This window comes from Streptococcus sp. HMSC074F05, assembly GCF_001808725.1.
GTDB lineage: Bacteria > Bacillota > Bacilli > Lactobacillales > Streptococcaceae > Streptococcus > Streptococcus parasanguinis_I.
Genome location: NZ_KV794403.1, coordinates 122,816 through 141,716, shown reverse-complemented (window position 1 = coordinate 141,716; position 18,901 = coordinate 122,816). Strand labels below are relative to the sequence as shown.

18 protein-coding genes and 2 tRNA genes are annotated in these 18,901 nt (G+C 35.7%); 3 read left to right on the top strand and 17 right to left on the bottom strand.

Annotation, left to right across the window (positions count from 1 at the left end; genetic code table 11):
* Positions 1 to 57: 57 nt before the first annotated feature.
* From HMPREF2685_RS01435 to ychF, 12 genes are all read right to left on the bottom strand, one after another.
* Complete coding sequence (locus HMPREF2685_RS01435; RefSeq protein ID WP_003009261.1) at positions 58 to 537, bottom strand: sigma-70 family RNA polymerase sigma factor; 480 nt, start codon at positions 535 to 537, stop codon at positions 58 to 60.
* A gap of 154 nt (positions 538 to 691) precedes the next feature.
* A tRNA-Glu gene (locus HMPREF2685_RS01430) sits at positions 692 to 763 on the bottom strand.
* A gap of 91 nt (positions 764 to 854) precedes the next feature.
* Positions 855 to 2,828, bottom strand: coding sequence for an ATP-dependent zinc metalloprotease FtsH (gene ftsH, locus HMPREF2685_RS01425; protein WP_070464840.1), 1,974 nt, complete (start codon positions 2,826 to 2,828; stop codon positions 855 to 857).
* A gap of 10 nt (positions 2,829 to 2,838) precedes the next feature.
* Entirely contained in the window at positions 2,839 to 3,381 is a 543-nt protein-coding gene (gene hpt, locus HMPREF2685_RS01420; RefSeq protein ID WP_070464835.1) for a hypoxanthine phosphoribosyltransferase, read from the bottom strand.
* A 4-nt stretch (positions 3,382 to 3,385) separates the two neighbouring features.
* The gene (gene tilS, locus HMPREF2685_RS01415) at positions 3,386 to 4,660 is read right to left on the bottom strand and encodes a tRNA lysidine(34) synthetase TilS (RefSeq protein ID WP_070464832.1); all 1,275 of its coding nucleotides are present in this window, start codon (positions 4,658 to 4,660) and stop codon (positions 3,386 to 3,388) included.
* Positions 4,660 to 5,925 carry a serine hydrolase gene (locus HMPREF2685_RS01410; RefSeq protein WP_261710232.1) on the bottom strand — a complete coding sequence of 422 codons (1,266 nt, stop codon included), beginning with the start codon at positions 5,923 to 5,925 and terminating at the stop codon, positions 4,660 to 4,662. The genes tilS and HMPREF2685_RS01410 overlap by 1 nt, the downstream gene beginning before the upstream one ends.
* On the bottom strand, positions 5,918 to 6,046 hold the full coding sequence (locus HMPREF2685_RS10780; protein WP_003009253.1) for an SP_0009 family protein: 129 nt from the start codon (positions 6,044 to 6,046) through the stop codon (positions 5,918 to 5,920). Before HMPREF2685_RS10780 ends, HMPREF2685_RS01410 begins: the two co-directional genes overlap by 8 nt.
* 3 nt (positions 6,047 to 6,049) lie before the next feature.
* On the bottom strand, positions 6,050 to 6,418 hold the full coding sequence (locus HMPREF2685_RS01405) for an FtsB family cell division protein (protein WP_003009251.1): 369 nt from the start codon (positions 6,416 to 6,418) through the stop codon (positions 6,050 to 6,052).
* Positions 6,411 to 6,677 (bottom strand): RNA-binding S4 domain-containing protein, encoded by a 267-nt coding sequence (locus HMPREF2685_RS01400; protein WP_003002258.1) that lies wholly within the window; start codon positions 6,675 to 6,677, stop codon positions 6,411 to 6,413. The genes HMPREF2685_RS01405 and HMPREF2685_RS01400 overlap by 8 nt, the downstream gene beginning before the upstream one ends.
* A 68-nt stretch (positions 6,678 to 6,745) precedes the next feature.
* Positions 6,746 to 10,240 carry a transcription-repair coupling factor gene (gene mfd, locus HMPREF2685_RS01395; RefSeq protein ID WP_070464826.1) on the bottom strand — a complete coding sequence of 1,165 codons (3,495 nt, stop codon included), beginning with the start codon at positions 10,238 to 10,240 and terminating at the stop codon, positions 6,746 to 6,748.
* A gap of 4 nt (positions 10,241 to 10,244) precedes the next feature.
* Positions 10,245 to 10,814 (bottom strand): aminoacyl-tRNA hydrolase, encoded by a 570-nt coding sequence (pth, locus tag HMPREF2685_RS01390; protein WP_003009246.1) that lies wholly within the window; start codon positions 10,812 to 10,814, stop codon positions 10,245 to 10,247.
* 68 nt (positions 10,815 to 10,882) lie between these two features.
* Positions 10,883 to 11,998 (bottom strand): redox-regulated ATPase YchF, encoded by a 1,116-nt coding sequence (gene ychF, locus HMPREF2685_RS01385; protein ID WP_070464823.1) that lies wholly within the window; start codon positions 11,996 to 11,998, stop codon positions 10,883 to 10,885.
* Positions 11,999 to 12,175: 177 nt separating this feature from the next.
* Here ychF and HMPREF2685_RS01380 point away from each other — a divergent pair, with 177 nt between their 5' ends.
* A complete protein-coding gene (locus HMPREF2685_RS01380; protein ID WP_031574824.1) occupies positions 12,176 to 12,673 on the top strand; it encodes a DUF1307 domain-containing protein in 498 nt (165 codons plus the stop codon).
* 35 nt (positions 12,674 to 12,708) lie between these two features.
* On the opposite strand, the gene HMPREF2685_RS01375 is transcribed toward HMPREF2685_RS01380, so the two are convergent.
* The 5 genes from HMPREF2685_RS01375 to HMPREF2685_RS01355 form a co-directional block, all read right to left on the bottom strand.
* The gene (locus HMPREF2685_RS01375) at positions 12,709 to 12,900 is read right to left on the bottom strand and encodes a DUF951 domain-containing protein (protein WP_070464822.1); all 192 of its coding nucleotides are present in this window, start codon (positions 12,898 to 12,900) and stop codon (positions 12,709 to 12,711) included.
* Positions 12,901 to 12,912: 12 nt separating this feature from the next.
* A complete protein-coding gene (gene dnaN, locus HMPREF2685_RS01370) occupies positions 12,913 to 14,049 on the bottom strand; it encodes a DNA polymerase III subunit beta (protein ID WP_021154169.1) in 1,137 nt (378 codons plus the stop codon).
* Positions 14,050 to 14,208: 159 nt separating this feature from the next.
* The gene (dnaA, locus tag HMPREF2685_RS01365; protein ID WP_031574821.1) at positions 14,209 to 15,567 is read right to left on the bottom strand and encodes a chromosomal replication initiator protein DnaA; all 1,359 of its coding nucleotides are present in this window, start codon (positions 15,565 to 15,567) and stop codon (positions 14,209 to 14,211) included.
* Positions 15,568 to 15,834: 267 nt separating this feature from the next.
* Positions 15,835 to 16,596, bottom strand: a complete 762-nt coding sequence (locus HMPREF2685_RS01360) for a ParB/RepB/Spo0J family partition protein (protein ID WP_070464819.1) — start codon at positions 16,594 to 16,596, stop codon at positions 15,835 to 15,837.
* Positions 16,597 to 16,667: 71 nt separating this feature from the next.
* Complete coding sequence (locus HMPREF2685_RS01355) at positions 16,668 to 17,840, bottom strand: serine protease HtrA (protein ID WP_070464814.1); 1,173 nt, start codon at positions 17,838 to 17,840, stop codon at positions 16,668 to 16,670.
* A 204-nt stretch (positions 17,841 to 18,044) separates the two neighbouring features.
* Between HMPREF2685_RS01355 and rlmH the strand changes: the two genes are divergently transcribed.
* A complete protein-coding gene (gene rlmH, locus HMPREF2685_RS01350) occupies positions 18,045 to 18,524 on the top strand; it encodes a 23S rRNA (pseudouridine(1915)-N(3))-methyltransferase RlmH (RefSeq protein ID WP_003009233.1) in 480 nt (159 codons plus the stop codon).
* Positions 18,525 to 18,566: 42 nt separating this feature from the next.
* Positions 18,567 to 18,640, top strand: a tRNA-Arg gene (locus tag HMPREF2685_RS01345).
* Positions 18,641 to 18,901: the final 261 nt, after the last annotated feature.

The window sequence follows — 18,901 nt, the reverse complement described above, 5'->3', positions numbered from 1 at the left end:
TTTCCAAAAAATTTTATTTTTTTGAAAGTTCATTTATTCACTGTCAACTTTCAGTTTTTAAATTGAATTTTTAAAGTCCTTTAAATAGTTCTCTAATTTCTTTTTCATTTTTGTTTTTCCTAGACATCTTCTGTTTGCTAGTAATGCTTCATATTGTTCTTTTTCTTTTACGGTTAATTTTTCTTTAAAACGTTTTAATGCATCTCTCAGAACAACCAGCTCATCCAAATATATTTTTCTTGATGAAATTCTGTGACTAATTTCTCCGATTTCAATATATGGAAGTCTATTAATTTTTCTCTTATCACTTTCCTGTTGTCTTATTTTATCTTTAATATGATTTCTAAATTTTGTTTTGAAATATGTATAAAGTAATTCTTCATTTGTTTCAATTTCAGGATTTTTTTGATAAAGTTCAAAGAGTGTTAGCTGTCCTTCTTGTTCCCAATCATCTTTTTCCCATAATTGAATATAATATTCTTTTTCACATTTTCTTACAATATATTTTACTTTTTGATACATTTTATTAAATTCCATAAGCTCTCCTTTATTTTTATCTGTATTTTATAAAAATAAAGAAGCCCATTGGACTTTTTTTCTATTCTGCACGTTTTTTTAACTATTTGGTTATTATTTTTAACTATTTTGTCCAAATACACAAAAAAACTGCCACTTGGTGACAGTTTATCGATAGTCCGTACGGGATTCGAACCCGTGTTACCGCCGTGAAAAGGCGGTGTCTTAACCCCTTGACCAACGGACCATTTTTACAACATATTCTATTATACAGAATATTTTTACTCTGTCAACACTTTTTTAATAAAAAAAGAAGGAAATATTTTCCTTCTTTTGAATTAGTTATTTTCTTCTAATTTTGACTTAATCTCATCATATGATAGAGGTTTTGCTTCTTCTTCTAATTCATGCTCTGAATTTTCAGGCATTTTTCCTGTTTCGTATAATGATTTAATTTGGACACTATCCAAGGTTTCATATTTTAATAGAGCTTCGGCAATCAGTTTATGCGTTTCTCTATTTCCTTGAATAATTTCCGCAGCTTTATTACGGGCTTCATTCAACAGACCACGAACTTCTTCATCGATTTCGTAAGCTGTTTGTTCTGAAATCATTTTTTGTGGGCTTTGAGCACCAAACATCGCATGATTTCCTTCATATTGGACCGGTCCAAGTTTTTCACTCATACCATATTCTGTCACCATTGCACGCGCCATTTGGGTAGCTTGTTCAAAGTCATTTGAAGCACCCGTTGTTTGCGAATTGAAAATAATTTCTTCGGCAACACGTCCTCCCATGAGCCCAGCTAATTGTTCTTTCATATCTTCTTTAGAAAGTAACATTTGATCTTCTTTAGGAAGGGCAATCATGTAACCGCCTGCACGACCACGTGGAACAATCGTAACTTTATGAACTACACGAGCATTTGATAAGACCAGACCAACGATTGTATGACCAGCTTCGTGATAAGCAACCATTTCACGTTCTTTTTGTGAAATCGTCCGATCTTTCTTAGATGGACCTGCAATAACACGATCTTCTGCTTCATCGATATCAGCAGCATCAATTACTTTTTTATTTCGACGAGCTGCAACCAAGGCTGCTTCGTTCAAAACATTTTCGAGATCAGCACCGACAAATCCCGGTGTTTGTTGAGCAACCAATTTCAAGTCCACATCTGGAGCGAGTGGTTTGTTCTTAGCATGAACACGAAGAATTGCCTCACGACCTTTCACATCTGGACGTCCAACTAATACTTTACGGTCAAAACGGCCAGGACGAAGAAGGGCAGGGTCAAGGACATCAGAACGGTTAGTTGCTGCGATAACAATGATTCCTTCGTTACCTTCAAAACCATCCATCTCAATCAAGAGCTGGTTGAGGGTTTGTTCACGTTCATCATTTCCACCACCAAGACCTACACCACGTTGGCGCCCAACAGCATCAATTTCATCGATAAAGATAATGGCTGGAGCTGCTTTTTTAGCATCTTCAAAAAGTGAACGAACCCGGCTAGCACCGACTCCGACAAACATTTCAACGAAGTCAGAACCAGAGATACTGAAGAATGGCACTCCAGCTTCACCAGCTACTGCTTTTGCTAAAAGGGTTTTACCAGTTCCGGGAGGGCCTTCAAGAAGCACACCTGCTGGGATTCTTGCACCCAATTTAGTAAAGCGTTTTGGATCTTTTAAAAATTCAACAACTTCAACAAGTTCTTGTTTTTCTTCTTCAGCTCCTGCTACATCTGAAAAACGAACTTTAATATCTTCTTTATTAGCAGCGCGGGCTTTATTACGACCAAAGTTCATTGCACCTCTGGCACCTCCGCCACCGCCTTGGTTCATCATTGAGAAGAAGAAGAACATGACGATAACAAATGGAACAATTGAAGTGAGAATTGTTATCCACATGCCACTTGAACTCTCACGCTTGATGGTGATTTCTGCTTTGTGGTCAGCTGCTAATTTTTGTAATTCATTGACGGTGATATCAGATGGAAGGATGACACTAGTAAAGCGAGATACTTTTTGAACACTTGGGGTAAAAAATTGAATTCCTGTATCATCTTTTGATTCTTTAGCTTTATTATAGGTCCCTGCAATTTCAATCACACTACCATTTGGTTGGTAACTGATCGTTTTTACATTGTCATTTTTAATTTCTTTGACCAATTCTGTGTAGTTGATTTGCTGACTTTGACCAACTCCATTACCCGCAAAAAAGTACTGGAATCCTGTCACAGCCGCTACAATAATCAACAAATACAGAAAAGGATTTCGAACAAAACCGTTATTTTTTCTGTTATTCATCTAGTCTCCTCTATTTTGAGTACACTTCCTCTTTTAATACACCAACATATGGTAGGTTACGATAATTTTCTTCATAGTCTAAACCATATCCGACAACAAACTCATTTGGAATCGTAAAGCAGGTGTAATCTGCTTCGATCTCAACCAAACGTCCTTCAGGTTTATCCAGTAAGGTAGCAATCTTCACAGATGCTGCATTTCGTTCTTCAAAGAGTTCTTTTAGACTCTTGAGGGTTTTACCTGTATCGATAATATCTTCTACAAATAAAATATCTCTACCAGTAATATCTTGGTCGATATCCTTGATAATATTAATAATACCTGAGCTTGCCGTACCACCATGATAACTTGAAACCAGCATAAAATCCAATTCAATATGTGTATCCACGTGGTTGATCAACTCTGCCATAAATGGAACAGAGCCTTTCAAAATTCCAACAAAAATTGGATTTTTCCCTTGGTACTCTTTTGTTATGGTTTCACCCAATTTCTTTGCTGCTTCTACAATTTCATCATGTGAAACCAATACTTTTTTTATATCTTTTTCTAACATGTTTTTACCTATCTATTTTTTGAATATAAAGACTATCTTTCATTATACCACTTTTTGAGAGCTTACTCAAATCACTCGTTACCAATCCCACTACAGAAAGAATATTATGATTCTGTTCTATAATGAGAGCTTTTTGTCGAAGCGAAATTGGAATTTTATGGTTGATAAACCACCGTCTTAATTTTTGATGGTGGCCATTAACAAGTAGCTGATCTCCTTCCTCTCGCCTTCTAATTAAGATGGGCGTTTCGCGTGAAACAGAAAGAATTTCCACATTTTTCCCTACTAATGGGTGGCCAAAAGATAATTTATAATTTGCAATCTCAAAGATATTCCCAAATTCTAACAAAAATGGGAGGACTTGGTCATCCGACTTTTGACTGATTTTTTGTATTTCAAAGAAATCATATTCTTGATGTAATTCATAATTCGACTTTAAATAATGAATGCAATTTCTTTTTTTTCGCAGTAAATCTAATAATTCTTGAAACTGGGCCCTACCAAGTTGCAAATCTGGAAATTGTGCCAAATACTCTTCTAATAAGAATGATTGTACAGAATGAGAATACGTTCTAAAAGAAGCTAAATCTTGAATGCTTAACTCGCTAGTCAATTCTTTCAGTGCTTGGTGCCAATGATTCACTTCCTCTGCTAAATAGCGAAGACTTGCTTGCATTTGGGGATTTTCTTTTTCAAATTCTGGAAGGTATTGATGGCGTACACGATTTCGAAAATAGTCCTGTGAGTCATTGCTACTGTCTTCAAAGTGAGGGATTTTCATCAACTCATCTTTGGTAAAAGTTAACAAAGGACGGATTAACTCACCCTTACCAAATGGTTGGCGTACAGGAATACCACTTAAATGGCGTAATTTTGTTCCTCGTATTAAGCGCATGAAAGTTGTTTCGGCTTGATCGTTTGCATGATGACCTGTTACTAAAGCGGTGCAATCCTCTTTCTCCATAATCTGTTTAAAAAAATCATAACGAAAGGTACGAGCTTTTGCTTCTGTAAAATCACCCGAATAGTGAGCCACATGGATACGTGTCTCTCGCCTATCAGCTAGCGTTCGAAGTTCACTTTCTTCTAAATCCGATTCTGGTCTTTGTCCATGATTGACATGAGCGAGTACCAGATGGATTTTCAATCGTTCTTTATTCTTATATAAAAGTTCATACAGATTCATTGAATCCAATCCACCAGATAAGGCAACTAAAACACGGCGATGGGGAGTAAATAGATCTTGTTTTTCACAAAACTCTAAAAATCGCTTTTCCATTATTTCAATACCTCATAGATATCTTTTGAAATATTGGAAATCGTATCATAATTCGAATGATCTGTAAAAATGGCTATTACATAGGGTGAATTTGTATATACAATTGCAACATCATGTCTAAAATCATAGGCATCTCCAATTTTATGAGCAACTTTTACTGGAAGGTCACGCGCAATCCGTTGATCATCATATTTTGTAGAGGAGAGTGCATCAATAATAGGGCCATTTTGTTGATAGACAGCCTCCATGACATTGCCAGCCATTTCAGCGGATGCTTCTCTTTTTTCAACATCCCAATGTTTCTTTGCAATTTTATCCAAAGTTTTTTGGAAGTCTTGATCTGATTGATGAGTGACATAATAATTCAAGATATTATGTCCAACATTATCTGATTCTTTTGCAATTTTATCTACCAACTCTTGAACACTATATTCTTTTCCATCTGGTGTTTTTGAAAGGCTACCACTTCCTTCTGGTTCATAGCTACCTTTGAAATCATTGACTTCTGGAATATATTTGTAGGTTGTAGTTGGAGAAATGGCTTTTTTATTGAGCTGTTCTTGGACGTAGTACAAGTATGGTAATTTCGTTACACTGGCAGAATACATTTCTTTTTGCGGATTGATTCCAGCAGTATTTCCAGTCTCTAATTGTTTTACATAGATTCCATACGAAGGAGAATTGTATTTACTATTTAACAAGTCCTGGACTTTTTCCATTCGATTATCTTTTTCAGTAACGAATGCTTTGTTCACCCAGCCCTGACCTTCAATCTCCACAAACTCATCTCGTAAAGTCTTAGCTGTACGTAAGACTGTCACTTTTGTATAAGGAGAAAGAGGTGTATTTTTTTCTTTTGCACCATTTATTAAGGGTCGGTCATACATTTTAAAACCAGGTTTTAGCCACATGTCTTGTTTTTTTTCTTGTGTTTCTTGTACAACATCAGAAAAAATGACAGAAGAATCTGCTAATACATATCCCTTATCTGCTATTTTAAATACAGCTTTCCCTTCATCATTTACAAAGAGTTGTTCGATTGTAAACGGTGTGTTGGGAAGAATTTCTCCTTTTGCTTTTTTCAACTGAGGATCAGAAAAAACAGAAATTTTGCGATAGACATTCGGGTTCGCTGGAATTGAAGAAAAATAAAGTTCTGATGGATGAGCCATTGTCTGAGAAAACTCAGACTGCTCGATACTCGCTGCTTGAGACCCAATAAATAAAATTGGAACTAACAATAGGAGCAGAAATCGTTTAGACACCTGTATTCCTTTCCTTTTCATCCTTTTGAAGTTTGATCATTTGGTTTTTCTTTTTTAATTCCTCTAATTTTTCATCTGAAAATTCAAGAAATTGTTTAACTGTTTGTAAGATATTTTCCATCGGTTATTGGGGGAGTAAATCTGGGATGGTATAAACATATTCACCATCTTTTGAAAAAGAATACTTTGCGCGTGCATATTTTGTTGCATAATCATCGTCTTTTAATTTTTTAGCGATGTCTTGTTGGTATTCTTTTTGTTCACTTGTTTCTTTATACTCTTTTTCCAACTGTTTGTATTGTTCTTTCTTATCTTGTAGCGATTGATAGCTCTGGGCTAAATTATAAGTTGGAAGAATAAACAGTAACATGACCAATATCAAAACGAGCCCTAGAAAACGATTGCGTTTTTTTCTTTCTTCTTCTAAAAAACGTTTTCGCTGACTTTCGTCTTTGATATATTTATTGTTCATTTGAACGATATTTTTAGGCATCTTCTTCTATCCTTGTTTCACTAATTATTTCGTACATTTTGGATGCATCTTCTTTTTTTGTACTATCCAACATTTCCAAGACTTTAACCGTCAATACTTTATTTCCAAAACGAACTTCAATTTGATCATTCACTTTCAAATCCGTTGAACTTTTGGCTAATACTCCATTGACTTTGATCCGCCCTTTATCTGCAACTTCCTTTGCAACAGGACGACGCTTAATAATGCGAGAAACTTTTAAATATTTATCTAATCTCATACTGTCACCTCTAACATAGTATTGTATCATTTTTTATACATAAAATGCGAAAAATGAGCTAAGAACTTCTAGTCCTCTTCTTTTTCCTGTTTAATTTCCAATAAGGTTTGACCAAATTGCTTCAGAGCTTCTAAAATTTCAAAATCTTTCTTATTTCGAATATCGAAGATCACTTCAATCAATCCTTTTTCCTCTGCAATCTGTGCCTTTAACTGTGTCATTGACAGAGCTTTGAAATAATCCTGTGTTAAAAACAGTTGTTTGGCAATAGGTTCAAATTTCACTGTCACTTTTTGTTGTTTTCTCTCAACAAGACGGACAAAGACTTGATCCAAGTAAGCTTTCACTAAACCAATTTCAAGTAGGTAGGCCACAACATCTGGGTATTCTCCAAAACGATCGATCAATTCATCTTGCAAATATTCATAGTCCGTCGCAGAATTCATTTCACGAATTTGTTTGTAAATTTCAATTTTTTGACGTTGATCTGAAATATATTCATTAGGTAAATATGCATCTATTTGAAGGTTCAACTCTGCATTGCTCTTTTGCCTACGATGCTCTTGGCCTTGTTTCTTAGCAATAGCTTCTTCTAACAATTGAGAATACATTTCAAAACCAACTGAATCGATGAAACCAGATTGAGAAGCTCCAAGGATATTCCCTGCTCCACGGATCGATAAATCTCGCATAGCAATTTTAAATCCAGACCCCAACTCAGTAAAACCTTTAATAGCTTCTAAGCGTTTTTCAGACACTTCTGTAAGAGATTTGTCTGGACGATACATCAAATAGGCATAAGCAATTCGATTGCTTCGTCCCACACGACCTCTTAATTGATAAAGCGTTGAAAGTCCCATATGATCCGCATTTTCAATAAAGAGTGTATTAGCATTTGGAATATCCACACCTGTCTCAATAATGGTTGTCGTCACTAAGACATCGTATTCGCCATTAATGAAATCCAACAGGGTATTTTCCAGGCGAACTTCACTCATCTGGCCATGAACAAAGCCAATCGAAGCCTCTGGAATCAACTCTTTTAATTCAGACACCTTTTGTTCAATTGTATCTACCTTATTGTAAAGATAATAGGCCTGTCCTCCACGATCCATCTCCCGCAACACAGCATCTCGAATAATAGTTGGATTGGTCTCTAGTACAAAAGTTTGCACAGGATATCGATTGGTAGGAGGTGTTTCAATGACAGACAAATCTCTAATTCCTAGCATAGACATATGAAGAGTTCGAGGTATAGGGGTAGCTGTCAAGGTAAGCACATCCACCTTTTTTTTCAATTCTTTCAAGGTTTCTTTGTGCTTCACTCCAAAACGTTGTTCTTCATCTATCACGATTAAGCCTAAGTCTGAAAAAACAACATCTTTGGACAAGAGCCGGTGAGTTCCAATAATAATATCCACTCGTCCTTTTTTCAACTTTTCAAGCGTTTCTTTCTGCTCTGCCTTACTCTGGAAACGACTTAAAACAGCAACTTCTACTGCAAAAGATTCAAAACGCTCCTTAAAATTGGCATAATGTTGTTGGGCAAGAACAGTGGTAGGAACCAGCACTGCTACTTGTTTATGATCATTTACTGCCTTAAAAGCTGCTCGCATAGCGACCTCTGTTTTCCCAAAACCGACGTCTCCAACCAGCAATCGGTCCATCGGACGATTCGATTCCATATCTTTTTTAATTTCTTCAATGGAACGTAATTGGTCATCTGTTTCAATATATGGAAAATCTTGTTCAAAAGCCTCTTGGTTTTCATCATCTTGGGAATAGGCAAAGCCTTCTAATTGACTACGCTCCGCATAAAGTTTTATCAAATCATCCGCAATGTCCTCCACCTGGGTCTGAATCTTTTGCTTCGTTCTTTGGAAACGCCCATCATTTAACTTGTTAATTTTTGGCGTTTTTCCATCACTTGCAACGTATTTGGACAACATCTGAATCTGATCGACAGGAATCGAGATGCGATCTCCATTTTGATATTGAATTGAAACATAATCACGATGGACACCCGAAATTTCAATCGTTTCAATTCCCAAATATTGACCAATACCATGAACTTGGTGAACAACATAGTCCCCTTTTTCCAGTTCATTATAATTTTTTAGGCGTTCTGCATTGGAAATATTTTGCCTGCGAATCTTTCGTTTGATCTTTTTCTGATAAATCTCTGATTCTGTAATGTAGACAATTTTTTCATCAACAAATTGAAAACCGTGAGCTAGTCCTCCAACAACTAATTGACTAGCTTGAGGAATGATCGTATCCCCATCAATATAATCTAATCGAATCCCATACTCTTCTAAATTTTTATGGAGCTGTTGAAGATTGTGATGAGAAGTTGCTTGGATAATAACTGTATAGTTTGATTTTCGATACCGTTCAATTTCCTCTTTTAGTAAATCAAATTGTCCAAAAAACTCCTGCATGGGATATTGATTGAATTGATACAAATGATCAAACTTCAGATTTCCTAATCCTTTTTGAAAGTTTGAAAAATAAGTTGCAGGCGTATATTTTCGTAATGTTGTACTGGTGTCTGCAAAATACACTTGGCGAGAAGAAGCTCTATTTTTATGTAAATCTTCCGTCAAGAGATTAGCTGTATCTAGTTCAAATCTCGCTATTTGATCTGCTATTTTTTGATAATCATCCAGAAAAACAGGAGTGTGTTTAGGGAGATAATCGAATAGGGTATATTGCTTCTCGTAAAAGAAACTAATAAATTTTCTAAGATCCGGATGAAGTTTCCTTTGAGAAATATCTCCTAAAATTTCTGCTAGATAAGATTTAAATTCTTCATTCGCGCTCTGTTCTTGCAATTGTTCGATTTGCTGCTGACCACGGATGAAATCTTCCTCTTGCAACAATAGATCACTCACTGCCTTCAGTTGAACTTCTTCAACATTTTCAACAGAACGCTGACTTTCTGGGTCAAAGATTCGGATTCCATCAATCTCATCTCCGAAAAATTCAATCCGATAGGGTTGGAGTTGGTCGATCTCAAAGATATCTAAAATATCTCCTCGTAGACTAAACTCTCCCTGTTGCAAAACTTGGCTCACCTTTTGGTAGCCAATCTTCTGTAATGTTTCACTCAGAGTAGTTAAGTCTATTTCTTGACCAACCTTCAATTGAAAAATGCTAGATACAAAAACTTTAGGAGAAGGTAATAGTAGTTTGATACCACTCACATTGGTCACAAGGATACCTTGACGATCCTCTTGACATAAAAAGTTCAAAGCCTCTAATCGTGCAAATTTCCTTTCTTGTGAAGCAAAAACAAATTCTGCTAAAGGGTTATCATCTCCCAAAAATGTATGGACTTTCTCTTCTCCAAGTAAAGCAATAAAATCACTGGCCAATCGTTCTGCTTCGTTATAACTGGAAGTAATGAGGACTGCTTTTTCAATAGAATCAAAGGCTGAAGCCATTACAATAGCCTTTGTAGTCGCAGACAATCCTAAGATCAATTCCCTATTATTTTTTTGCAAACCTTGTTGCCAGGATAGAAGGTTGGAGTTTTGACTCACTAAATCAATTACATTCATCTACTTACCCGTTGTATTTCTGCATGCTTCTTTCAAAATTTTCTTCTACCAAGTAATCGTTAACCGCTTCTTCTACTCGATCAATTGTTTGTAGAATAGTGATGTAATCGTCTTTATCAAATTTCCCTAAAACATGATGAACAACTGACATGCCCTGCTTAGGTCTTCCAATTCCAATCTTAATTCGATAAAAAGTCTGAGTTCCAATATGATTGATAATCGATTTGATTCCGTTATGACCTCCAGCTGATCCTTTCGCTCGAAGACGAATCTTACCAACTTCCATATCTAAATCATCGTAAATAACCAAAAGATCTTCAATATCCAGACCATAATAAGTCAGAAGGGCATGGACCGCTTTTCCACTCTCATTCATGAAAGTGGTTGGCTTTACAAAATAGACCTTTTCGCCATTCAAAAATGTTGAGGCAATATCAGCTTGAAAAATTTTATCATGGGAGAAAGTAAGATTTAAAGACTTTGCCATTTGATCAACTAACATAAAGCCTACATTGTGTTTCGTTTCAAAATACTTATCACCTGGATTTCCCAATCCAACAATTAATTTCGTCATCTCTTTCCTTTCAAAACACTAAAAGGGTTGGAAATATTTTTTCCAACCTTTACATTTTTTTAACTCTCTTATACATTAAAACGGAATTCCATGATGTCCCCGTCTTGGACAACATATTCTTTTCCTTCTTCGCGCAAGCGTCCTGCTTCTTTTACAGCCTTTTCAGAACCGTATTTAACCAAATCATCATAGGACATGGTCACGGCACGAATAAATCCTTTTTCAAAATCAGAGTGGATGATTCCAGCAGCTTGAGGAGCTTTCATGCCACGTTTGAAGGTCCAAGCACGCACTTCTTTTTCACCAGCTGTGAAATAAGTGCCAAGTCCCAACAAGTGATAAGCTGCACGCGTGAGTTTATCAACTCCAGACTCTGTTAGGCCAATCGCCTCTAAAAATTCTTGTTTATCTGCATCATCTAGCTCAGAAATTTCTTCCTCAGCACGCGCAGAAATCACCACGACTTCCGCATTCTCTGTTGCCGCAAAGTCACGAATTTGCTTCACATAGTCAATAGAATCTGGATCTGCAACAACATCTTCATCCACATTGGCTACATAAAGAACTGGTTTGGTAGTCAAAAGGAAAAGTCCTTTCACCACTTTTTGTTCTTCCTCAGTGAATTCAATGGTCCGAGCTGATTTACCATCTTCAAGAACTGGTTTGATTTTTTGTAGAACATTAAATTCCGCAACAGAATCCTTATCTTTTTGTGTACGAGCGATTTTTTCTACACGCGCATTTCGTTTATTGACAGACTCTAAGTCAGCTAAAATTAATTCTAAATTGATGGTATCAATATCTGCTAGTGGATCAACAAAGGCATCTTCACGACCTTGCTCCCGCATGACATTTTCATCATCAAAAGCACGCACTACATGGACAATGGCATCTACTTCACGGATGTTGGCCAAGAATTTATTACCAAGTCCTTCCCCTTTAGAAGCTCCTTTCACAATCCCAGCAATATCTGTAAATTCAAAAGTAGTCGGAACTGTCTTCTTAGGAGTAATCATTTCCGTCAATTTTTGGAGGCGTTCATCTGGAACTTCTACCATCCCGACGTTTGGATCAATGGTCGCAAAGGGATAGTTTGCGGCCTCTGCTCCTGCTTTTGTAATTGCGTTAAATAGGGTTGATTTACCAACGTTTGGTAAGCCAACGATACCTGCTGTTAATGCCATTTTTCTTTTTCTCCGTTCAAATTTCAATCTCTTTTATTATAACATAATTCAAAAGACAAGTGATGAAAAATGAAATATTTCATCACCTTTGAAACTAGATTTTTTCATCAAACTGTAACGTTCTAAAAAGATAAAAATGGTATACTATATTTAACAATGAACAAAGGAGTTTTTCAGATGAAAAAACAAACATGGAAATCTATTTTTCTTTCTTTAATCGCTATCTTTACTCTCTTTCTTCTTGGAGCTTGTGGACAACAATCTGTTCAAAAATCCTATCTTCAGGCAATCAACCAAGAAAAGAAAACAGATGTTCGTATTACACTAGAACATAAAGGTGATAAAGCGATCAGTAACCAAACCACCACTACTATTTATTACAAAGAGGCGGGAGTTACGAAAGATCAATTAAAGGAAATGATCGATAAATATGATGAAGAATACAAAGATGTCAAAGGATTCACACATTCTGCTGAATATAAAGATGATTATATGGTTGAAAAAACAACACTAAATTATGAAAAGGCAGACTTAGATCAGCTAATTGAAAAGAAATTAGTAACGACACAAAAAGATAAAAAAGTCGACTATATCAGCTTCAAATCAACTTTTGATATGATGAAACAGGGTGGTTTCAAAGAAGTTAAAAATGGAAAATTTGAAGAATTAAAATAATCGAAAAGGTTCGGTCACATAAGTGACTGAACCTTTTATAGTACTTTCTTCATTTTCTGTTCAAAATCATGGCGACTCATCATGACCACATGATCACAATTGCTACACTTGATTTTTATGTCTGCACCAAGTCGCGTAATTTCCCAACAATTTGCCTTCTTGCCTGTTTCTTTAATCACACAAGCGTGAGGCTTTTTCATTTCTACAAAATCACCTAACGTATACATGATTCACCTTTGTTAATTTGTGCGAACTGGCGTAATCAATTGAATGAACCCTTGTTCATTTCCTTCTGGAACCAATGTAAACGGTCTAACAGAAGAAATAAAACGAATAACAACTTGTTCACTGTCAATAGCTTTGAGCGCTTCAATCAAATAAGTTGGATTAAAGCTAATAGACAAATCCTCTCCTGAAACGGCGCTCGTATCGATCTCTTCATTTACTCGCCCAACTTCTGGTGAATGAACGTGAGAAGAAACCACTCCATTTTTGAACTCTAATTTAACCGTTCCGTTTTGAGTCGCATTTGAAAGAAGACGAGCACGCTCCATTGCAAATCGAAGGTTGGCCACATTGAAGGTTGCCTCTGTATTGAATTCTGTTGGAATGAGACGGTCTGTATCAGGATAATTTCCTTCTAGCAAACGGGTATAAAAACTAATGTGTTCACTTCTAAATAGGATTTGATTGTTAGCAAAGAAAACTTCAACTGTTTCAATATCATCAGAAAAGACAGAGGTGAATTCACGAAGAGAGCGACTTGGGATGACAACATCAAAGTTGTCTCCATTTTTCTCCAGTGTAATCACTTTTTGACTCATACGGTGAGAGTCTGTTGCTACTGTTTTTAGCTCTTTATTATCCGATAGAACAAAGTGAACACCTGTCAAAATTGGCCGACTTTCTTGTACACTTGCTGCAAATGCTGTTTCATTAATTAATTGTTTTAATAATTTTGTTTCCAAAACTAATGGATTACTTGCAGCAATTTCTTGAATACGTGGATATTGATCTGCATCTTTTCCTTTAAGTGTAATTTCTGATTTTCCACTTGTTAAAAGAACCTGTTTTTGTTCAATCTCTTTAAAATCTAAAGTAACATCTGGTAAACTTGAAACCACATTAATAAAGAAAGTTGCTTCCAATAAAATAGAACCTGGGGAGGTCACTAGTAAACCAGCATTTTCGTCTTTGATAGAAATAAAGTTTTCGATTGAAATTTGGCCATTCGATCCTGATAAGGCAACTCCTTCTGGAGTGACATCAATTTTAATCGTGGAAAGGATTGGAATAGCATTTTTTGAACTGATCGCTCTTTTGGTAGTATTTAGTGCTTGTAAAAATAAAGTTTTGTTAATAGAAAAATTTATCATGGTCATTCCTTTTATTTATTTTATGATTAGTAAGTTAATAGTAATAGTAGGTTGTGTGGAAGTTGTGGAAAAGTCTCAGAATCCTATCTATGACTTAAAAAGTTACTTGTTTAAAAATTGTGCATAACCCTTAGAAGTTGATAGAAAGTTATCCACAGATTAATTTAACTTTTTCTTGATACTTTGAATTTCGAGTCGTAGGTTATCATCTGTGTCGACCATACTTTTAATTTTTTCATAAGCATGAATGACAGTCGTGTGGTCTTTTCCACCGAATTCTTTTCCGATTCGAGGAAGTGAGTTGTCCGTCATCTCTCTTGAAAGATACATGGCCACTTGTCGTGCTAGGACAATATTCTGAACTCTTCGAGAACCTTTGATTTCTTTTACACTGACTCCATAAAAGGCTCCAACTGCTTCCTGAATTTTTTCAATGGGGATGACAAGCGTCTTGCTATTATCGTTTTTACGAGCTCGAATAGCTTCAGCTGCAACATCGATCGTAATTTCTTTTAGTTTTTTCACCTTCGCCATTAAAGAAATATCATTTAAGGCACCTTCTAAGTCTCGGACATTTGAATCAAACTGACCTGCTAGATATTCCAGTGTGTCATTAGGAAAAATATAGTCTAGATCTTCAATTTTATTCCGTAAGATGGCAATCCGAGTTTCAAAATCAGGTGGTGTTATATTTTGCGTTAGTCCCCATTTGAAACGAGTAACCAGCCGCTCTTCAAGACTATCTAAATGATCCGGACTTCGATCGCTTGTTAGAACAATCTGTTTGTTGTCGCTATGGAGGGCATTAAAGGTATTAAAGAATTCCTCTTGAGTCGTGACTTTTTTCCCGCCGAGTGACTGGATATCATCGATCAGTAAGAGATCAAGACTTCGATAGGTATTCTTGAACGTCTTCATTTCTCCTAATCGAAGGTGTTCTAAAAATTCATTAATAAAGGTTTCTGCTGGAACATACTTAACCCGTGCATTTGGAATATTTTCTAGGATTTGATTTCCAATTGCGTTCAATAGGTGAGTCTTTCCAAGCCCTGGTCCACCATAGATAAAGAGAGGGTTGTAAGTTGTTGCAAGATTTTCAGAAACTGCAAGCGCTGCTGCTTTCGCCCAAATATTTCCATCCCCTTGCACAAAATTATCAAATGTGTACTTTGATTTCAGACCTGTATCAATTTTAGGCAACGGTTCGGTTGTTAAGCTACCTGAAGATAATCTCCTATTCTCACCGCTATGACTACTAGGAATTTCTTCGGTATCTTCAAAAACGAAATGAAACTTCAAATCTGTATTGTAGACTTCAAAGCTGGCTGTGATCAAAGCATTTTTTAGATTTGTTTCCCAAAATAATTCTTTATAATTTCCATCAAGATAAATGGTTGCCGTCTCTCCATCGATTTTGACTAATTTTGAATCGGCGACAAAAAAATCATAGGCACTATCTTTTAGTTGTAATTGGGCTAATTCTAAAAAACGAGACCAAAATTGCTCTTCTTGTGACACTATCAGACTTCCCTCCTTTTCTTGAATTGTATCAAATCATACGTACTCCTATTCTACCACAAACAAAAATAGTTTTCCACAGGCTAAATTTCATGAAATTAAATTATAGTTTTAAACTTTTCCACAAGTTGTGGATTTAAATTCACATTGTTTTTAAAAGTTATCCACAAAGTGGGGATAACTAGAGAATATCCTTATTTTTCTGCTATTTACAAAAGATTTTTATGGTGGAAAAGCTTGTCAATACAAAAAATAAAAATAACAGCCTTATTTAAGGCTGTTGATAATTCGTTGGTATTCATCAAGACTGGAAAAAGAAATTTGGATAGTTCCTTTATTTTGAGAAGAGGAGTGTATCGTCACATCTGTTCCTAATATTTTTTTCAATCGTTGTTCCTCTTCTAGTAGGAAGCTCTCTTTTGCTTTTTGTTTTTTCTGTTTTCTTTTTGAACTAATCTTGTTTTCTAATGTTCGAACATTTAAATGATCCTGTTTGATTCGCTCCAACCAAAAGCGCTGCTCTTCTTCATCAAGAGGAACAAGAACACGCGCGTGAGCCGAAGAAATATCATTTTGAATGACTGCTTCTTGAACAGAGGGGGCTAGATGTAACAAGCGAAGCATATTGCTGATATAGGGTCTAGATTTCCCCATAAATTGAGCGATTTGGTCGTGCTTATAGCCATGATCAACGAGCTTCTGGTAGGAGATAGCTTCTTCAATTGGATTGAGATCTTCTCGTTGAAGATTTTCAATAATGGCTTGTCGCATCATTTCTTGATCCGTTAACTCTTTAATAATCGCAGGAACAAGCTCTAATCCAGCAATTTTTGAAGCTCTAAAACGTCTTTCACCTGCAAGCAATTCAAAACCAATTATTGGAGATTTTCTGACAATAATGGGTTGAATTAAGCCATTTTCTTTGATTGACTGAGCCAGTTCTTCTAATTTTTCTTGATCAAATACTTTTCTTGGTTGGAAAGGATTGGTTCGAATGTCCTTTACCGCTATTTTTTCTAATTTTTCCATCTTATGAATAGAATAACACACCTTTACAAATTCGTAAAGGTGTGTTTACAAGTATGTCAAGAAAGTGAAAGTTAATCGCTCAGATCCTCAGTTGATTTTGTCAACTTGATAGAAGTTGTTTGTTGTTTTCCATCACGATAGAATGTGACCTTGATCGTATCATTGATTTGGTGAGAATAGAGGGCGGATTGTAAATCTGCTGTTGACTCGATATCTGTATCATCGATCTTTGTGATGACATCATAACGTTGCAATTTATCTGAAGCAGGCATATTTTCAAGTGTTGAACGAACCAGTACTCCTCCAGAGATTTTTTCAGGAAGTTTTAATTGGCTTAAATCAGAAGTTGAAAGGTTGGATAAATCCATCATTTGGATTCCAAGAGCTGGTCGAACTACTTTTCCTTTTTCTTCTAGTTGCTTGATAATATTGACAACATCATTTGCAGGAATTGCAAATCCCATTCCTTCTACTGAAGTTTGTCCGTTATTTGAAATTTTACTTGAGGTAATCCCAATGACTTGTCCTTGAATATTGATTAATGGACCTCCAGAGTTTCCTGGGTTGATGGCTGCGTCTGTTTGTAGAGCGCGTGTAGAGATATTTTGTCCATTATCAGCTTTCAAATTCACATTGCGACCTTGGCTAGAAATGATCCCTTGAGTAACAGAATTAGCATAATCTGTTCCAAGAGGGCTACCAATTGCAATTGCAGTCTCACCGACTGTTAATTGGTTTGAATCTCCGAATTCAGCTACTGCCTTTGCTTTATCCGCACTAATGCGAACGACTGCAATATCAGAATAGACATCTGATCCAACTACTTCTCCAGGTACTTTATTCCCATCTGCTAAAAGAATGTCTACTTTTTTAGCACCATTGATTACATGGGTGTTGGTAACAAGGTAGGCATATTTTCCTTCTTTTTTATAAATGACCCCAGAACCTTCACTAGAAATTTGTGAGTCAGAGTTTTCTTCTTTTTCAAATAACCCTTGATTCGAAGAATCAGAATAAGTAATCACAGAAACCACAGCATTTTTCACCTTGTCTACGGCCTCACTAGTTGAGGTTGTATTTTTATAAGCTGTTTTAACAGTGGTTGAGTGTACTTGCTTACTTTCAGTATTTGAAGTAGAAGAATGAGAGGTTAAAAAGGTTCCAAGAATCCCACCTAGAAAACCTACAACGAAAATGAGGGTTATATTTCCAAGTTTTTTCAGTAAATTAGATGAAGATTTCATATTTTCCTCCTAAGGATATCAAATTGTCTAAAGTATAGAAAAACTTTCTTAATTATATCTTAAATAACTAAAGTTATCCACAAATTGTGGATAAGTTGTAGAATTTAGTTGAGAAATGGCTTTAAAAAGGACTTTATAGAATAGATTTCCTTTCTATAGCTGTGGATTATTTGTGGAATTGAAGAATTATGCTACAATAGGGGAATGAAAATTAAATTGATAACCGTTGGAAAATTAAAAGAAAAATACTTAAAAGATGGGATCGCGGAGTATATTAAAAGGCTTGGTCGATTTGCAAAAGTAGAACAGGTTGAGTTAGTTGATGAAAAAACTCCAGATCGTGCCAGTCAACTCGAAAATCAACAAATCCTTGAAAAAGAGGGGGAACGAATTCTCTCTAAGATTTCAGATAAGGAATATGTGATTGTATTAGCCATCGAAGGAAAACAATTTCCTTCAGAGAAATTTAGTCAAACGATTGACCAGATTATGACATCTGGTTACTCAAACCTTACTTTTGTTATTGGAGGCAGTCTTGGTCTGTCTCCTGAAGTGAAAAAAAGAGGAAATCTATTAATGAGCTTTGGTCAATTAACTCTTCCTCATCAGTTGATGAAATTAGTGTTGGTGGAACAAATCTATCGTGCTTTCATGATTCAACAGGGGAGTCCTTACCATAAATAACCTTGACGCTCCTTCCTTTTTCTGCTAAAATGAAGTAAGTTCGGTCTCATAGCTCAGCTGGATAGAGCATTCGCCTTCTAAGCGAACGGTCGCAGGTTCGAATCCTGCTGGGATCAAATGAAAGATGCAGCTTTTGCTGCATTTTTTTATGTAAAAATGTATAAATTTTCATTATCTATTAATTTTTGTATACTTCACTATAGACAAATAGTAATGAAATGATTTATTAGGAATATTTTAAAAAAGGACTAATAATCCCTATATAGTGCAAAGTGTAGATTATATAAATTGTGTAAAATAGTTTTCATTCATGTAACAAAAACATTAAAAAAATTACAATTTTACCTATTCCCTTTAATTTTAGGCTATTTTATATT